The following is a 16,805-nucleotide window of genomic DNA, read 5'->3' on the forward strand; positions in this document are numbered from 1 at the left end:
AGCCAACTGGATCTGCCCCGCCGTCACCGCCCATGGCCGTTCGCGGGCGCCGGGCCTGTGTGCGGCACCGCCCGCTGAGCGGTCGTCACGGCAGGGCGAGGACGTCGTCGATCGCAGACCGGATCTCCTTCGTCCTGCAGGTCGCCCTGGTGTCGACGACGGGTGCCGACGTCGCCTCCTCGATCGGGGTGCGGATCGCCGTCGACGGCAGCGCCGCCACGCAGCCGGTCCCCGACATGTTCCTCATGCCAGGCGGAGTGGTGTATCCCAGAGCCCGAACTGGCCGCGCGTCTCGACACCGTACGCGTCACCTCACGAGGCTGTTCCAGGAGGAGCTGGGCACCACGCCGGCCCGGTACGTCGAGACGATCCGATTCGACATCGCCAAGTCACTGCTCGACCAGGGGCACACCGCGACGCAGACGGCGCCCTTGGGTTGGGTTTCCCGAGTTACGAGAGTCTTCGCCGAGTCTTCGCGCGGGAGATGTCCATCAGCCCCGCCGCCTACCCGCGCCGGTTCACCACCGCGCGCCGCCCCGAGTAGCGGCCTGCAGGGCCGCGGGGCACGTTCGTAGTCGCGTGGGGTGCCTCGACAGGACCGACGCAGAGGGGCGCGGAACCGTGACCTGGGTGGGGCACTGGATGCGCGGACCGCCGGCTCGGGGAGGCGGGACGTCGTCTCCGGCCCGGTCCCGCGCCCACGGGCGAAGACCGGTCCCGGCCGAAGACCGGTCCCCGGCGCGTCCGTTCTCCGGGCCGAAGGCTGGGCCTCGCCCTGGCCGTTTGCTGGGCCGGAGGCGGGGCCCGGTGCGTCCGATCTCTGGGCCGGAGGCAGGGCCCGGCGCGTCCGTCCTCTCGGTCGAAGTCCAGGCCCCGGTTCGGCCACCTCCTCAGTCGAAGACCGGGCCCCCCGACCGTGCCCGCTTCAACTCCGCGAAGGCCGGGACCGAGGCCGCGAGCAGGAGCGCGTCCCAGAGACGGGCGGCTTCCTCCCCCTTGGGAAGGGGCGTGAGGATGGGGCCGAAGAAGGCGCGCCGTTCTCCCGTCCCGTCGGGGACCTCGATCACCGGGCTGCCCGACTCCTCGCCCACCGCGGCCTGGGACCGCTCGTGGGAGGCGCGGACCTCGGCGTCGTAGGTGTCCGTGTCGGCGTACCGGATCAGGTCCGCCGGGAGCCCCGCCGCCGTCAGCGCGGCCTCGATGGCCTCGAGGGTGGGGCTGGGAACCTCGCCCGTCTTGTGGAAGCGGGTGCCCAGTTCCGTGTAGAGCCGGGCGATCGCGTCGGCGTCGTAGTGCTGCTGGGCCGCGACGATCACCCGGACCGGGCGCAGGCCCTTGGGGCCCACCAGGTCGTGGAACTGTTCCGGGATCCCGTCGAGCCGGCCCTCGTTGAGGATGGCCAGGCTCATGACATGCCAGCGTATGTCGAGGTCGCGCGAGCGCGCCGCCTCCAGCAGCCAGCGGGAAGTCATCCAGGTCCACGCGCACAGCGGGTCGAACCAGAAGTCGACCGGAATCGGGGACTTCGACGTGTCGGACATGAGCTCTCCCTCGTCAGACCGTCGCGATGCCGAACAGCAGCGGAGCCGCCGCGACCACCATCAGGACGGTCGGCATCGGCAGGCCCTTGGTGTCCTTGGCGCGGAGGTGGGTAATGATCGCGCCGATGAAGTAGCCGATGATCCCGACGCTGGCGGCGATGCCCAGCGGCCGGTAGAAGATGCCGACGATCAGGCCGAGCGCGCCGGCGATCTCCAGGGCGGACAGCCGCGGGAACCAGCTGTCCGGCACACCGATCTTGTGCATCCCCTCGGTGATCTTCTCATCCCGGACGAGCTTGGCTCTGCCGGAGGCGATGAGCGTGAGGGCGAGCAGGCTCGCGAAGACGACATAGGCGATGAACACGGGGAACTCCTGGAGCGGTTCGAAAATAAACGGGGACGTGACAAATGAGTGACGGAACGTCAGGCGATGGGTGCGGGGACGGCCTCCACCACGCTGCTCGGGGAGCGGGTGGGCAGGATGCGGGTCAAAGTGAAGCCCGCCGCCGAGAGGAGCCGACGGAACTCGTCGGCGGTGCGTTCCTGACCGCCGCTGAGCACCATCATGTTGAGGTCGATGATCTTGCTGGGTGAGAAGCCGTCGCCGTCCGGGACGACCGTGTCCACGACGAGCAGACGCGCGTTCTCGCCCATGACCCGTCGGCAGGACCTGAGGATCTCGACGGCGGCGTCGTCGTCCCAGTCGTGCAGGACCCATTTCATGGTGTAGAGGTCGCCGCCCTCGGGGACCTTCTCGAAGAAGTCGCCGCCCACGAGTTCGCACCGGTCCGCGAGGCCCGCGGCCTCGATCCGCTCGCGGCCGTGCGCCACGACGTGCGGCAGGTCGAGGACGACGCCGTGTGCCCGGGGGTGGGCGGTGAGGATGGAGGCGAGGAAGCCTCCCTCGCCGCCGCCGACGTCCACGATCCGCTCGTGGGGGCCGAAGTCGTAGACGTTGAGCACGGCGTCGGCGACCATCGCGGTGAGTCCCGTCATCGCCTTGCCGAGGTGGGCGCTCATGGCGGGGGTGTCCTCGAAGAACTGCCAGATCTTCTTGCCCACCGCCCGCTCGAAGACCGGTTCGCCCGACCGCACGGAGTCCACCAGCATCCCCCAGGTGGCGTGGTGGGCCTCGCCCAGCTCCATCTGGACGAAGGACGTGAGGGAACCGGGGACGTCCGAGCGCAGGGTGTCGCCGAGAAGGGTCGTCGTGTACCTGCCTTCGGAGTCCGAGCGCAGCACGCCCACACCGGCCAGGGCGCGCAGCAGCCGGGTCAGGGAGCGGGGGTCGGTGCCGGTCGCGGCGGCAAGCTCGGCGGCGGTCCGGGGCTCGTCCGCGAGGTGGTCGGGCAGGCCCAGTTCGGCGGCGGCGTGGACCGTCCGTGCCACCCAGAAGCTGGTGACGATCTGGAACATCCCGTCGAAGTCGGGGTGGGTACCGGGTTCCTCGGGGCGGGCGGTGGCATCCATGGCAGTCTCCGGGCGGCTCGAGGGTGAGGGCAGCGAGAGGATGGGCAGGGACCGGCCGTTGCGGCCGTGCGCGGCGACGGTGCCGCGCACGGCCGTCGGCGTCGGGTCAGGCGACGGAGATGGCGATCTTGCCGACGGTGCCCGCGCCGAACGCGCCCACCGCCTGGGCCACCGAGTCGAGCGGGTACGTCTGGCCGATCGGCACCTGGAGGGCGCCCGAGGCGGCGGCGTCGGCGAGCCGGTCCAGCGTGGCCGTGTCGGGGTTGGCCATCACCGAGGTGACCGTGATATCACCGCGTCCGGCCTGCTCGGGGCCGAAGCCCAGGGTGGAGGCGAGCCGGCCGCCGTCGGCCAGCAGCTCCACGAGCTGCGTCGGGTCACCGGCCAGGTGCACGACGGCCGTCACGCCCTTCGGTGCGATCGCACGGACCTGCGCGGCGAGGTCGCCGGTGTGGTCCACCACGTGCGCCGCGCCGAGGCCACTGACGAACTCCGTCTCGGCACCGGGCTTCGCGGTGGCGACGACCGTCGCGCCGGCCGCCACGGCCAACTGGACGGCGTAAGCGCCCACCCCGCCTGTGGCGCCGATGACGAGAACCGTGTCTCCCGCCTTCGGCGCGATCGCGTCGACGGCGTTGGCGGCGGCGGTGCCCGCCAGGCCCAGCGCTCCGGCCCGTTCGAGGTCCAGGCCCTCCGGAACGGCGGCGATGCCGTACCCCTCGGCGACCACGACGTACTCGGCGAAGGCGCCCTCGGAGACGACCGGCTTCATCACCACGCCGAACACCCGGTCGCCGGCGGCGCGTGCCACGCCCTCGCCGACCGCCTCGACCGTGCCCGCGAAGTCCTTGCCGAGCGTGACCGGGAACTTGTGCTCCAGCATGTCCTTGAACACGCCGTAGATCACCGCGCCGTCGAAGCCGTTCAGCGAAGAGGCGTGCACCTTGACCAGGATCTCACCCGGCCCCGGCTCCGGCTTGGCCACCTCGGTCACCGCGGGATTGGTGCCGAAACCTTCGATGGTTGCTGCGCGCATGGAGAATCTCACTCACTTTCTGATAAATGGTCAGAAACATCGTCCGGGCCGTGGGCTGCCGTGTCGGCTAGCGCACGGCCTGTTCGTACGACGCCTGCATCACCGTCGCGACGACCTCCAGCTCGTCGGCGTCGCGCGGGGCGTAGAGCATGACGATGCTGCTGGGGAACTCCGGCCGCCGGGAGATCGGATGCGGCTCGACCCAGCCCAGCTCGGTCAGCGGGCCGAGCGACTCCATCGGCACCGTGAGGTGCATGAACCCGGAACGGTGGATGTGCCCGAACTCGTCGACCGACGGGTGCAGGAACGCTTCGAAGGCCCGGTCCTGCTTGTTCAGGCGCAGCGCCAGGGAGGACGGCTCCGAGACCTGGCTCTGAGTCATGAACACGCCCGGCAGGTCCTCCGCACGGGTGATCAGCGCGGCCCGGATCTCCGGCGGGGAGAAGTCCTCGAGCTGGTCGTGCGGGATCTCCCGGCCGGTCGTGGCGGGCCGGGGCCCCTTGCGGGGAGGCAGAGCGCTCAGCGCGCTCGGTTCGACGGCCATGATTCTCCTCGGGTCCTCGACTCGGCTTCGCGGCAGCGCTCCACGGCGTGCCGGAGTCACGCACATACAGTGCGCTGGTTACTTCTTGTTCTCGTCGGCATTCTGGGCGATCCTGCTGGGGTGGCAGAAGACGGCACCTCAAAAAGCGCTACGCACATGGATGTTCCCAACCAGGTCAGCGAGGATCTGACGACCTGTCGACTGCGGGACGTGCTGGACCGGGTGGGTGACAAGTGGAGCGTTCTGATCATGGCGCTGCTCGGCGGCGGACCACGGCGCTACTCGGATCTGCGGCGCTCCATCGACGGCATCTCGCAACGGATGCTCACACTCACGCTGCGCAGCCTGGAGCGTGACGGCCTGGTCATCCGTACCGTCACCCCGAGCACGCCGCCCCGGGTGGACTACGAGCTGACCCCGGTCGGGCATACGCTCTCCAAGGAGGTGAGTTCGCTCATCCAGTGGTCCGAGCGCCACCGGGAGTACATCGGCATGTCGCGCCGCAGTTACGACGCCCGGTAGCCGCCAGGCCCCGGCCGTTCCCGCCGCCGATCCGGTCACCGGTCCGCGGATTCGGCGATGTGCCGCAGCCGGGCGATCGCGGGACGGGGCGACAGGCGGCAGCCGGTGGGCCGCCTCGCCCACCCGCCGGGTGCACGCGAGGCGTTCGGCGATCATGTGCACCACGGCGGCGTGGAAGCGGTCGTTGCCGGCCGGCCGGGAGAGCGCGCCGGGTGTCGCCCGGCACGGGTCCGACGCGGGCCCCGGCCCGCGGGCCGCCGGCACCGACGTGCCCGCCGCTTCTGTTGTGCTCAGGGCAGAACCTCAGGATTCGGAGTGGGTGCGAGCGGAGTGCGGTGCCCGCAGCGGGGATGACGGTGGTGAGGGCGCGGAGGGAACGACGGCGCCGCCGGGGACGGACCGTCAGACCCGGACGCGCTGAGCGTGGAGGCGTGCCCCTGCGAGGGCCTGGTTCAGAGAGGTGGCGGCCCTGTCCTGGAACCCGGCGAGCCGGGGCACATGGCCGGACTTGGTCATCTCGGCGTGCAGGAAGGTGAGGTCGTCGGCGAGGGCGACCATGCTGAACGCGGCCTTGAGGTAGGGCTCCTGGAAGTCGTACCCGTACCGGGGCGTGCCCGGTCCGTAGGCGCCGCCGCGGGCCGTGACCACCACCACCTGCTTGCCGGAGAGGGGGCCGGTGCCCGTCGCCGGGTCGACCACCAGCGGGGGAATCACGAGCCGGTCGAACCACGCCTTGAAGGTGGCGGGCAGCTGGAAGTTGTGCATGGGCAGCCCGAGGACGAGTGTGTCGGCGGCCCGCACCTCCTCGACGAGCTCCCAGGTGAGCGCCCAACTCGCCTTCTCCTCGGGCGTGACGGCGGCGTCACGGGCCTCGTCGAGGTCGCGCACCTCACCGCTCTCCAGCCGGTCCATCACCGCGATCTGCTCGGCGTCGACATGCGCCACGGGCAACGCCGCCAGGTCCCGGTAGAGGTGTGTCCCCTCCGGGTTGGCCGCCCGCCAGGACGCGGCGAACTCGGCGGTGACCCGCCGCGTGGTCGACCCGATCCGCGGGCTGGTGTCGAGGTGCATAAGGGTGGGCACGAGGTCACACTCCTGGGTTGGGTGGTCGGTCGAGGGACGGGAGGTGGGGACGTGGGCGGATGCCGGGCGGTCCCGTTCGGACCGGCTCCTCCTGCCGCCGCTCCCAGCGCGGATAGCTGCCGAGGAAGCGGGCCCCCGCGCCCAGCCCGGCGATCGCGGACATCGCCTCGCGGACGGGTGGGTTCTCGATGTGGCCGTCGACGTCGATGAAGTAGCGGTAGCTGCCGAGGCGTTCGCCGGTGGGCCAGGAGTGGAGCCGACTGACCTCGATGTCCCGGGAGGAGAACTCGCTGAGGATGTCGATCAGCCGACCGGGACCGTCGCCGGGGTTCACCATCAGGGAGGTGCGGTCCAGCCAGGTTCGCGTCGGCGGGAACCACGCCGGGGCGACCGAGACGAACCGGGTGACCGCGCCGGCCCGCTGACCGATGCCGGTGGCGAGGGTCGTGAGGCCGTACAGGTCCGCCGCCAGTGGGGCCGCGACGGCGGCGACCCCCGCCTCTGACGCTGTCTCGGCCACCTCGCGCGCGGCCGCAGCCGTGGAGTCCGCGGGCCGCACGCGCGCCTCGGGCAGGTGTTCCGCCAACCAGCGCGCGCACTGGGCGAGTGCGTGCGGATGGCTCAACACCTCGGTCACGGCGGGGAGTTCGATGCCGGTCCGAGCCATCAGCGCGAATGTCACCGGCACCTCCACCTCCGCCGTGATGTGCAGCTCCGCCGAGACCAGCTGGTCCATGGTGACGGGCACCACGCCCTTCACCGAGTTCTCCAGGGGCACCACGGCCGCCGCGCAGTCCCCGCGGCGCACCGCGTCCAGCGCCGCGGGGACCGTGGGGAAGGGGCGGTCCCGCCCGGCGGGCACGACCCGGCGTAGCGCCGCCTGGGTGAACGTGCCCTCCGGGCCCAGATAGGCGTACGTCATGACGGGCCGTCAGCTCTCTATCAGGCGGTGGAAGAGAACCGTGTCGAAGATGTCTTCCATACGGACGGCCCTGCCGTCCTGGAGGGTCCAGGAGTGCACGAAGTCCAGGGTTTCGGTATGCCCGGAGTGCGAGGTGACGTCCCGTACGCCGAAGACCACGATCCGGTCGCCGGACTGGACGAACTCCATCGGGTGCAGGCGCATGCCGCCCAGCACGGTGGGGACATGGGCCAGGAACTCCTTGACGCCGGCGTGGCCCACCTTGGTGCCGCCGAGGCCGTACTCGCGCATCCCCTCGGGATGGATCCACTCCACGTCCTCGGAGAGGACGGCCAGCAACGCGTCCACGTCCCGGGCGTGGAACGCCTGGTACGCCGCGTGGATCAGGTGGAGGTTGCTCTCCTGCGTCTTCACGGGCTGTGTCTCCTCGTCACTTCGCGTACTCGGGATACATGGACTCCACGGTGCGGCGGATGCCCTCGCGCCAGCCGACCTTGCACGGGCCCGTCAGCCGCCTGCGGACCGTCGGGTCGAACTGGTACGTCTCCCGGGTGATCTCGCTCGGCACCAGCTTCGCCTCGACCCCGGTCAGCTCCTCCAGATAGCGGACACAGTCGGTCATGCCGACCGGCTCGTCACCGCCCCAGTTGGTGAGGGTGGCCGGCACCGACGCCGCCTCCCACAGCCGGGGCACCTGGTCGACCAGGTCGTCGGTGTACAGCAGAGAGCACCAGTTCTGGCCCTCGACGGGCACCGGGATGGGCTCGCCGGCCAGCATCCGCTTGAAGTAGAGCATCGGCACACCGCCGTAACCGCCGGGCCCGTAAGCGATGTTGAGACGGGCGATGACGGCCGGCAGGCGCAGGGTGCGGGCGTACGCGCGGACCGCGCCCTCGGTCGCGATCTTGGCGACAGGGTAGACGGGCAGCCAGTCGGCGACCCCGTCGACCGGGTCGTCCTCGGTGTACGCGTGCTCCAGGGTCTGGCGCGCGTACAGAGCACCGGTGGAGACGTACAGGAACGCCTCGGCGGTGCGGCAGTGGGTCATCAGCCTGCCGGTGGCCACCGTGTTGACCTCGATCGCGGTGTTGAAGTCGCCGTCCTCGCCGCGCCGTACGGCGGAGTGGATGACGTGGGTGAAGTCCTCGGGCAGGCCCTTGAGGCCGTCGTCGCCGCTGTCGTCCATGTCCCAGCGGAACGTGGTGATGCCGTGCTCGGTGAGCGCCTTCTCGGAGCCGGGGGTTCCGAACCGGCCGAGCGCCCAGACCTCGTTGTCCTGTGCGAGGGACTTGGCCACCGGTCCGGCCACCTGTCCGGTGCCTCCGGTGACCAGGATCTTCTTGCCGTGCATCGTGCTCTCCTCCGTTGTGGGGTCGGGTGTCAGCCGGCGTCGCCGAGCGCGCGGTCGAGTTCCTTGCGGAGGATCGACTGGAAGACGGCCACATGGTTCGGGCCCATCAGGGTGTAGTGCTCGCCGGGCACGTCCAGGTAGCGGACGTCGGGGCAGTGCTCGTCCCACCGGCTCAGCTCGTTGTTCAGCCAGTCCTCCTTGGTGCCGCGCAGCGGGATCGCGTAGAAGACGGACATCGAACGGACCGAGCCGCTCGGCGCGTAGGTGCGGCCCAGGTCGGTGAGCCCGTCGGCGAGGGTGGCCCACGCGGTGAACTTCTCAAGGGTCAGGTCGAGTTCGGCGAGCCGGGCCTTGGGTGCGATGTCGATGAAGTGCGCGAGCTGCTCCTCGCGGGAGAGGTGGCGCAACTGCCCCGGCAGGTCGAGGGATTGCCTCTTGTCGATGAGCGCGAGGAAGAACGCCAGGTTGGCGGCGGTTTCGACGAAGTCCAGTTCTTGCATCCGGTACTTGATGTGCGGGGGCAGGTTGAAGCTGCCGACGAAGTCGACGCGCTCGCCCTGCGCCTCAAGGACCTTGGCCACCTCGAAGGCGACGGCGGCGCCGTAGGAGTACCCGGCGACGGCGTACGGGCCGTGCGGCTGCTTGGCGCGGATCGCGTCGACGTAGGTGGCGACCATCTCCTCGAAGCTCTCGAAGGGCTTCTCGCCCGAGTTGAAGCCGCGCGCCCGCAGTGCGTAGAACGGCCTGTCGCCCACGAAGTACTTGGCGAGGTTGACGAAGACGAGGACCTCGCCGACGCCCGGGTGGACGCAGAACAGTGGTGTCTTGTCGCCGACGACCTGCATCGGGACGATCGGGTCGTACGGCCGTACGGTTGCCTCGTCCTGGCCCAGCCGGGCGGCCAGCTCACGGACGGTGGGGGCCATCAGCACGGTGATGATCTGGAGGTCGTGCGCGCTGAGCCGCTGGGCGACCATGCTGCGCAGCCGAAGGATGTCCAGCGAGGTGCCGCCCAGATCGAAGAAGTTGGCACTGGCGCTGAGCTTCTCGGGGTCGGTGTCGAACATCTCGGCGTAGATCCCGGCGAGGATCCGCTCGGTCTCGCCCTCGGGCGCGGTGTATCCGCCGAGACGGCGCAGGACGAGGTCGGCGACGGACCGGGTGACCTGCTCGTAGGCGCCGGCCTCCAGCTTCCTGCGCATCAGGGAGCGCTGGATCTTGCCCAGACTGGTCTTGGGGAAGGCATCCTTGGGCAGCGGCAGGATCAGTGCGGGGCGGAAGCCCCAGTGCATGACGACACCGGAGCGTATCGCCGACAGCACCCGGTAGAGGCCGAGTTCGTCGCCGTCCTCGGTCTCCGGGTGGAAGGCGAGGACGAGTTGCTCGGTGTCGCTGCCCGGGGCGCGGGTCGGGAACGCGGCGACGTAGGAGCGGGCGACGCCGTCCAGTTGCTCCAACACGGTCTCGATGTCGTGGCTGAAGTAGTTGACGCCATTGACGATGATGCTGTCCTTGCTGCGGCCGACGAGCGTGAGCCGGCCGTCGTCGAGCCGGCCGAGGTCGCCGCTGCGGAACCAGCCGTCCGTGGTGAAGGCATCCCGGGTGGCCTGCGCGTTGTTGTAGTAGCCCGGGGTGATCATGGGCCCGGCGAGCTGGAGTTCACCGGTCTCGCCCTCGCCCAGCTCCTGGTCGTGCTCGTCGACGACGCGCAGCAGCAGGCCCTCGACGGCGGTGCCCAGGTTGGCGAACTCCTTGCCCTGGTCGGAGGCCGGGAACGCCTGGGAGTAGACGGAGCCGGCGCAGGTCTCCGTCATCCCGAAGGCGGGCCATAGGGCGTCGGGGCGCAGTCCGTGGGGCGCGAAGTGGCGCAGGAAGGTCTCGCCGGTGGTGCGGACCACGGCCTCGCCGCCGCTGATGATGTGGCGCAGCCGGGACAGGTCGACGGGCCCGGTCTCCTCGAGCCGGTCCGCGGACGCGTTCAGCAGTCCCAGCAGGAAGTTGGGGGTGAAGGTCATGGTGACGCCGTGCCGGGAGATCAGCCGCAGGAACTCCAGCGGCTCCCCGAGGACCAGGGCGGCCTCGACGTGCAGCTGGGTGGCGCCCGCGTAGAGGGGCAGCAGGTGGCACTCCAGGAGGGCGGCCACGTGGTCGAAGGAGACCCAGTTGAGGGAGACGTCGTCGGGTCCGAGCCGGTGGTAGCCGTTCTTGCCGGCCATGGACGCGAGCAGGTTGGCGTGTGTGAGCCGGACGGCCTTGGAGTTGCCGGTGGAGCCCGAGGTCAGTACCAGGAGCGCGGTGTCCTCCGGCGCGGCCTGGTGGAGCAGGTCGGCGGGGTCGTTGGCGTACAGGCTCGACAGCGGGGTGACGCCGAGGCCCTCCACGTGCGGCAGCTCGGCCGCGAGGGTCTCGGTGGTGACGACCAGAGGCTGGTCGAGGAGGGTGTTCACATGGCCGAGCTGGGCGGCCCAGCGCTCGGGGTCGCCGCCGAGGGGTGCCATCGGGACGGGGACGAAGCCGCCGAGCAGGCAGGCCCAGAAGGCGGGTACGAACTCCTGCGGGCGCTCCAGGAGCAGGACGACCTTGTCCTGTGGGGCGAGCCCCCGGTCGCGTAGGCCGGTGAGCAGCCGCCGCGCCTCGTCGACGAGTTCGGGATAGCGCTGGAGCCATGAGCCGTCGGGTCCGGTGACGCCCTGTTGGTAGAGGAGGCCGGACCCGGGGTGGTGCTCGGCGGCCCGCAGGAGGAGGTCCGCGATGTTCCGGGTCGAGGAAATGGCCATGGTCATGTCGATGCCCTCTCTTCTCGCTCGCGAGGAAACACGCGCCACGGGGCGGTGGTCGGGGACGTCACCGGGTGACGCCTGCGGCCGCGGTGGCGGGCGGCCGCGCACCTGTGGTCGGGAAGGATCCGTCAGTGCGGCGTGGGCTCTGGGCCGTGCGGCGGACCGGCGGCAGGACACGGCCGGCGGCGTTTCGCGAAGGCGGAACCCGGAATGGACGGACAGCGCAACACGCGGCTCCCTGGTTCCCGGCAGCTGATTACTGAGTGGTCGACCGAGCCCCCATTGCACGAAGAAAGTCGACGCACAGGGCCATGACACCCAGCCTCCGGGGGGCGGGTACCTGTTGCAACAGACCTGGGTGCAAGGGCTTCGTCAGGTTTCACAAATCGCGTGCGAGTGTGTGGGCTCCGGCTCAGATCCGTGTCAGAGAAATGTCAGATGCCCAGGTCGCGCGAGAGTGGTCGGCGAAAGGTCGGACCGGACCACCGGACGGGGAGTGGGGCGCGGGCGTCGCGGACAGCACTCGGGGCGGGGCGGCGCTCCGCCCCGCCCCGCCAATATTTTCTGTTCCTTTTCTGTTGGTCAGGCGTCAGTTATTGTCCTCGACAACCGATGAACGCAAATGATTAAGGTCTCGGGTGGCTGATTCGGAACTCACCCGTTGCCGAGCCTGAACCCGACTCCCCGGATGGTGATGATCCAGTCACTGGCACCCAGTTTGTTTCGCAGACTGCTGACATGTGTGTCGACGGTCCGCCGAGACCAGGAATCGCCCCACACCTGTTGCATGAGGCGATTTCGTGGAATCACACTGCCCGGATGGGAGGCCAGCAGATGCAGGAGATCGAATTCCTTCCGGGTGACGAGGACGGGTCTTCCGTACAGGCTCACCTCGCGGGAGCCGACGTCGATCCTGAGCGGCCCGTGCGAAATGACGTCGACGGGCCGCGGCGCGGGCCGGGCCCGCCGCATCACCGCCTGCATCCGGGCCATCAGCTCCCGGAACCCGTACGGCTTCACCATGTAGTCGTCCGCCCCGGCCTGGAGGCCGAGGACCCGGTCCAGTTCCGTGCCCCGGGCGGTCAGGGCGATGATGGGAATGTCGGACACGGTCCTGATGGCCCTGCAGACCTCCAGCCCGTCCAGGTCGGGCAGTTCCAGGTCGATCAGGACGAGATCGGCGTGCCCGTACACCTGGAGCGCCATCCCGCCCCGCTCGACCACGTTCACTTCATGTCCATGGCGGCGCAAACCATGGACCAAGGAATCCGAGTACTGCACATCGCTTTCCACCACGAGGACCCCCCAGGCCTCGGTCGCCATCGCCGGCGGCATGACGGCCGTTCCGGCTCCCGCGGCGAACCCGGTATTCGCCAGAACTGGCAGTTCCGGTGCACGCTGACTCATCCTCTCCCCCAAGGCTCGTCTGGCTCTCAAGACCCCCGACCGGGCAGGGCCACAGAACTCGCCGAGTCTAAAAACCCCTTCTTCCGACTGTCAAAGATCCATGGCGTAAACGAGCTATGTCGAACGAGTCAATGGGAATGGCACACTCCGGTTGCGAACCCTTGGAGAATACCGGACGAACGGGAACGCCGCCCTGAGCGGATCAAGCCATTCTAAATGCCCGCAACCAGCGATTCGTTCCCTCCCGACCGCTCGTACCGCAGCATGGGACGGATACCCGGACGATCGCCGTGCACCCTATGCATGTACACGACCGAACGGAACGGCATCGCACCCGTAGCGCTGGCTGGAACCCAATGGTCAACGGCGTTCACGGCACTCCCGCACTGCTGTCTGCGATGACCTTGCGGCCATCGGTCCGATGCCCAGGAAGAGGCGGATTCCGACCCCAGGAAGGCCGAAAAGAGGCGCGAACACCCGTGTTCCCAGCGAACGCGGGAGTTCCCTCGTACAGGAATGACCGAGTGCTCGCCAATTCAAGCGTGCAGCGGAATATTGCAATTCTTTTACCGGCCACCTGGAATACCGGCCCTCATTGCCATGTGAACAGCACGGACGGGCGGTTTTGCCTCGGTCGGTTGCCGACGGGCCGTCCCGGCACCGGAGTCGCCGAGCGGTCTGTGGCAGGCGTGGCCCGTGTGCCGAGCATGGCCTGGGCATGCATCCACGGGATGCGGACGTCCAGCTGTCCTGGTGGTGCGCGGGAGAACGGTTGCGTCGCGGCCCGGCCCGTACCGTTGCGGCCGTGGGCGCGCTCGACACGCTTCGTCCGCCCACGTCACCCCGATCGCAAGGGTTCCTCGGGTTCGGCCTGGCGGAGTCGCCGAAGGAGTCGTGCCCTATCTCGCCGCGATGACGCAGTCGATTGCGGTGGCGACGTCCTCGGTGACATGGGTGGGTTGGTAGGAGCCCTGGAGCCACGGCTGCCCGTTCGACACCCACACGCTGCGAAGCCCGAGCGCGTTGGCGCCGGCGATGTCGGCATGCGCGGAGTCGCCGATGACCCATGCGCCGGTGAGGGGCACTCCGACGGCTGCTGCGGCAGCCTGGAAGATCTCCGGGTCGGGCTTCTTGCGGCCAACTGCCTCGGAGATCACCCAGCCCTGGACGAGCTGGTCCAGTCCGGTACGGCGGATCTTGGCTTCCTGTTGGGCAGTGCGGCCGTTGGTGACGATCACGCAGGTCCAGCCGTAGGCCTGCGCTTTGTCCAAGGCTTTGCGTGAGGGGGCGGTCAGCACGACGCGATCGGCGGTGCCATGGTCAAGCAGTGCCTGGATGGCCGTGGCAGGCACCATGTCCCGGTACCGGTCGGTCATGGCAGTGGCGACATCGTGTCGGGCGGTATAGCCACTGGCGTCGACGGTTACCACCCACGTGAGGTCGGTGTCGGGCAGGCGGTGCTCGGCGAGGAATGCGGTGACGGCGTCAGAGAAGGCGGCGTCGCGGTCGACCAGGGTGTTGTCGAGGTCCAGCATCAGCAACGGCATGATCGGCAGTAGAACACGGCCGGTGACCTCGGAGCAGGGGGTTTCCGGTCCAGGGTCGACACGGCCTCCGAGCCCCGCTCCCCACCCACGACCCGGCTGTGCCGGACTGGGTAGTGGAGGCCGCCGAACCTCTGCTCGAAGCCCTCGCAGCAGCAGCCGGGCGGCGGCTGCGCGATTTCGTCGGGGTCGGCCGAGCGGCGCAGCGTACTGCGCAAGCTCACCACTGGACACGTCCGTCGGGCCCGTTGCACGCAGCGGTGTCCGGTTATCGCCGGTCCGCGGTAAATGCCTGGACTGAGAACCTCCTTCGACGGGACACTTCCGACTTCCGAACCTCCGGGAGTGTGATGGGGACAACAGACACGCGAGGGCCGACGCCGGGCAGGAGCGCGGTCGTTCTGGCGCTGCGCCGCTACGGCCGGGAACTGCTGCGACTACGACGACTGGCCCTGCCCGCGCTGCTGCTGCCGGCCGTGGGCAACATCGGCATCCGCTACGTCGCCCCCCTGCTGATCGCCAAACTGGCAGGGCAGGCAGCCGCCGACGGCGGTCTCACCCTCGGCTCGGCGCTGCCGTACGTGCTGGGATTCGGCGTGACGCTGCTGCTCGCCGAGGCTGTGTGGCGGGTGGGGCAGCACTGCCTGAATCGCGTGGACGCCCTCGGTATGGAAAACCTGTACGTGAGCGGCATGGACGAACTCCTCGCCAAGGACGCGGCGTTCTTCCATGACAACTTCGCCGGCTCCCTGACCAAACGGGTGCTCAGTTTCGGCAAGCGTTTCGAGGACTTCGTCGACACGGTGACGTACCGGATCGTGGGCAGCCTCGTCCCCCTGGTGTTCGGTGCCGTGGTCCTGTGGAGCTACGAACCGATGCTCGTCGGCGGCCTTCTTGTGATGATCGCGCTGACCGTGGTGGCCGCGACACCGCTCATCCGTCGTCGGCAGAGGCTCGTCCACGACCGTGAGGCGGCGATCGCCCGGGTCTCCGGTCATGTCGCCGACAGCCTGATGAACATGGAGACCATCCGCGCGTTCGCGGCCGAGCGGCGGGAGGCCGACGAACACCGCATCCGTGTCGCGGACTCCCGGCGGCTGACGCTGAGGTCGTGGGACTACGGCAATCTGCGCGTCGACACCCTGATCGCCCCCCTGTCCGTGCTGACCAACGTGCTGGGCCTGTTGGTCGCCATCGCCTTCGGCGGCCCGGGGCAGGGAGTGGAGGAGGTCGTCGTCGCTTTCACCTACTACTCCAACGCGACCCAGATCATGTTCGAGTTCAACCAGATCTACCGGCGTCTGGAAAACTCGATGACCGAGGCCGCGCAGTTCACGGAGCTGCTGCTGGATCCGCCCACCGTGCTCGACCCGACGGATCCCGAACCGCTCGCACCGCGGGACACGGGCATCCGCTTCGAGGCGGTGACCTTCGCCCACACGGGCGCGAAGCCGATCTTCCGGGGACTCGAGCTGGACGCGCCCGCAGGCGCACGGATCGGTCTGGTCGGCAGGTCCGGCGGCGGCAAGACCACGCTCACCCGGCTCCTGCTGCGGATGTCGGACATCGACGACGGACGCATCCTGATCGGTGGCCAGGACATCAGCCGGCTGCGTCAGACCGACCTGCGCTCACTGATCGCCTACGTCCCGCAGGAACCCGCCATGTTCCACCGCAGCCTGCGGGACAACATCGCCTTCGCCCGGCCCGGTGCCACCGACGAGGAGATCCGCGCGGCGGCCGCGGCCGCGCATGTCACGGAGTTCGCCGACCAACTTCCCGACGGCTTCGGCACTCTGGTGGGGGAGCGGGGAGTGAAGCTCTCGGGCGGCCAGCGCCAGCGCGTCGCCCTCGCGAGGGCCATCCTGCGCGACGCCCCGGTCCTGCTGCTCGACGAGGCGACCAGCGCGCTGGACTCGGAGAGTGAGCTCCTTGTCCAGGACGCCCTGTGGCGGTTGATGGACGGGCGTACGGCCCTCGTGGTCGCCCACCGTCTGAGCACCGTCGCCGGCATGGACCGTCTCGTCGTCCTCGATCGCGGAAGCGTCGTCGAGCAGGGCACCCACGAGGAGCTGCTCGCGGCGAACGGTGCCTACGCGAAGCTGTGGAAGCACCAGTCGGGTGGCTTCCTCGGCGAAAGCAGTGAGTCGGCCCTCGGACGCCTGCTCCCAGGAGCCGGTTCCAGCGGGCTGTCCGGACCGGCCGACCCGGCGACGGACGGGGACCGCAGGACGTCGTCGCACGTTCGTACGAGCACCGGGTCCACATGACCGAGTCGGTTCCCGGACATCCTCGACGGCAGGCGGCGTCACGCTGATACGTCCGTCGCACACGGCGAACCGGAAGCGCCGGGGGGAAGACCACCGCTGCTCCCGGACCGGCTGACGCGGTCCGGGAGCACACGGGAGGAAGGCTGATCCTTCTCAGTCGATCACGAGGTCGCTGTCGACGATGACGCGAGTGCCCACTGATCCGAAACGCTCGCCCCCGTCTGTCGCTCCCACGCGTTTCAGGAACGCTTCGTGGAGGTCGGCTCGATGCCCGGGGTGGGCAGGCGGACCCGGTGATGTGCGGGCCGGTCCCGGGTCCCCCTGGCGGCGGCGCA

At 69.6% G+C, this 16,805-nt stretch carries 15 protein-coding genes; 2 read left to right on the forward strand and 13 right to left on the reverse strand.

The features are described 5' to 3' along the window. Window positions 1–85: 85 nt before the first annotated feature. The 6 genes from ACIPFH_RS19825 to ACIPFH_RS19850 form a co-directional block, all read right to left on the reverse strand. Window positions 86–247 (reverse strand): hypothetical protein, encoded by a 162-nt coding sequence (locus ACIPFH_RS19825; protein ID WP_401827999.1) that lies wholly within the window; start codon window positions 245–247, stop codon window positions 86–88. A 643-nt stretch (window positions 248–890) separates the two neighbouring features. Next, entirely contained in the window at window positions 891–1,541 is a 651-nt protein-coding gene (locus ACIPFH_RS19830; RefSeq protein WP_401828000.1) for a disulfide bond formation protein DsbA, read from the reverse strand. A gap of 13 nt (window positions 1,542–1,554) precedes the next feature. Next, window positions 1,555–1,905, reverse strand: a complete 351-nt coding sequence (locus tag ACIPFH_RS19835) for a DoxX family protein (RefSeq protein WP_401828001.1) — start codon at window positions 1,903–1,905, stop codon at window positions 1,555–1,557. A gap of 59 nt (window positions 1,906–1,964) precedes the next feature. After that, a complete protein-coding gene (locus ACIPFH_RS19840) occupies window positions 1,965–3,011 on the reverse strand; it encodes a methyltransferase (protein ID WP_401828003.1) in 1,047 nt (348 codons plus the stop codon). A 106-nt stretch (window positions 3,012–3,117) separates the two neighbouring features. Then, window positions 3,118–4,047 carry an NADP-dependent oxidoreductase gene (locus ACIPFH_RS19845; RefSeq protein ID WP_401828004.1) on the reverse strand — a complete coding sequence of 310 codons (930 nt, stop codon included), beginning with the start codon at window positions 4,045–4,047 and terminating at the stop codon, window positions 3,118–3,120. 67 nt (window positions 4,048–4,114) lie between these two features. Then, the gene (locus ACIPFH_RS19850) at window positions 4,115–4,591 is read right to left on the reverse strand and encodes a luciferase family protein (RefSeq protein WP_356262955.1); all 477 of its coding nucleotides are present in this window, start codon (window positions 4,589–4,591) and stop codon (window positions 4,115–4,117) included. Window positions 4,592–4,747: 156 nt separating this feature from the next. Here ACIPFH_RS19850 and ACIPFH_RS19855 point away from each other — a divergent pair, with 156 nt between their 5' ends. Then, on the forward strand, window positions 4,748–5,113 hold the full coding sequence (locus ACIPFH_RS19855) for a winged helix-turn-helix transcriptional regulator (protein ID WP_401828005.1): 366 nt from the start codon (window positions 4,748–4,750) through the stop codon (window positions 5,111–5,113). Between the two features lie 402 nt (window positions 5,114–5,515). Here the strand turns inward: ACIPFH_RS19855 and ACIPFH_RS19860 are convergent, their stop codons facing one another. The 7 genes from ACIPFH_RS19860 to ACIPFH_RS19890 all read right to left on the reverse strand — a co-directional run bounded on the left by ACIPFH_RS19860 (window position 5,516) and on the right by ACIPFH_RS19890 (window position 14,203). Continuing rightward, window positions 5,516–6,196 carry an FMN-dependent NADH-azoreductase gene (locus ACIPFH_RS19860; RefSeq protein ID WP_401828007.1) on the reverse strand — a complete coding sequence of 227 codons (681 nt, stop codon included), beginning with the start codon at window positions 6,194–6,196 and terminating at the stop codon, window positions 5,516–5,518. A gap of 4 nt (window positions 6,197–6,200) precedes the next feature. Next, window positions 6,201–7,118: a prephenate dehydratase gene (pheA, locus tag ACIPFH_RS19865; protein ID WP_401828008.1), complete on the reverse strand. Its 918-nt coding sequence runs from the start codon at window positions 7,116–7,118 to the stop codon at window positions 6,201–6,203. 9 nt (window positions 7,119–7,127) lie between these two features. Further along, window positions 7,128–7,532, reverse strand: a complete 405-nt coding sequence (locus tag ACIPFH_RS19870; RefSeq protein ID WP_359125260.1) for a nuclear transport factor 2 family protein — start codon at window positions 7,530–7,532, stop codon at window positions 7,128–7,130. Between the two features lie 16 nt (window positions 7,533–7,548). Further along, window positions 7,549–8,469: an NAD-dependent epimerase/dehydratase family protein gene (locus tag ACIPFH_RS19875; protein WP_401828010.1), complete on the reverse strand. Its 921-nt coding sequence runs from the start codon at window positions 8,467–8,469 to the stop codon at window positions 7,549–7,551. Window positions 8,470–8,498: 29 nt separating this feature from the next. Then, window positions 8,499–11,246 carry an alpha/beta fold hydrolase gene (locus ACIPFH_RS19880; protein ID WP_401828084.1) on the reverse strand — a complete coding sequence of 916 codons (2,748 nt, stop codon included), beginning with the start codon at window positions 11,244–11,246 and terminating at the stop codon, window positions 8,499–8,501. Window positions 11,247–11,903: 657 nt separating this feature from the next. Further along, the gene (locus ACIPFH_RS19885) at window positions 11,904–12,584 is read right to left on the reverse strand and encodes a response regulator transcription factor (protein WP_401828086.1); all 681 of its coding nucleotides are present in this window, start codon (window positions 12,582–12,584) and stop codon (window positions 11,904–11,906) included. A 971-nt stretch (window positions 12,585–13,555) separates the two neighbouring features. Continuing rightward, window positions 13,556–14,203 carry an HAD family hydrolase gene (locus tag ACIPFH_RS19890; protein WP_401828012.1) on the reverse strand — a complete coding sequence of 216 codons (648 nt, stop codon included), beginning with the start codon at window positions 14,201–14,203 and terminating at the stop codon, window positions 13,556–13,558. A 347-nt stretch (window positions 14,204–14,550) separates the two neighbouring features. Here ACIPFH_RS19890 and ACIPFH_RS19895 point away from each other — a divergent pair, with 347 nt between their 5' ends. After that, complete coding sequence (locus tag ACIPFH_RS19895) at window positions 14,551–16,470, forward strand: ABC transporter ATP-binding protein (protein ID WP_401828014.1); 1,920 nt, start codon at window positions 14,551–14,553, stop codon at window positions 16,468–16,470. Window positions 16,471–16,805 lie beyond the last annotated feature (335 nt).

The organism is Streptomyces sp. NPDC088157, from assembly GCF_044741545.1.
Lineage (GTDB): Bacteria > Actinomycetota > Actinomycetes > Streptomycetales > Streptomycetaceae > Streptomyces.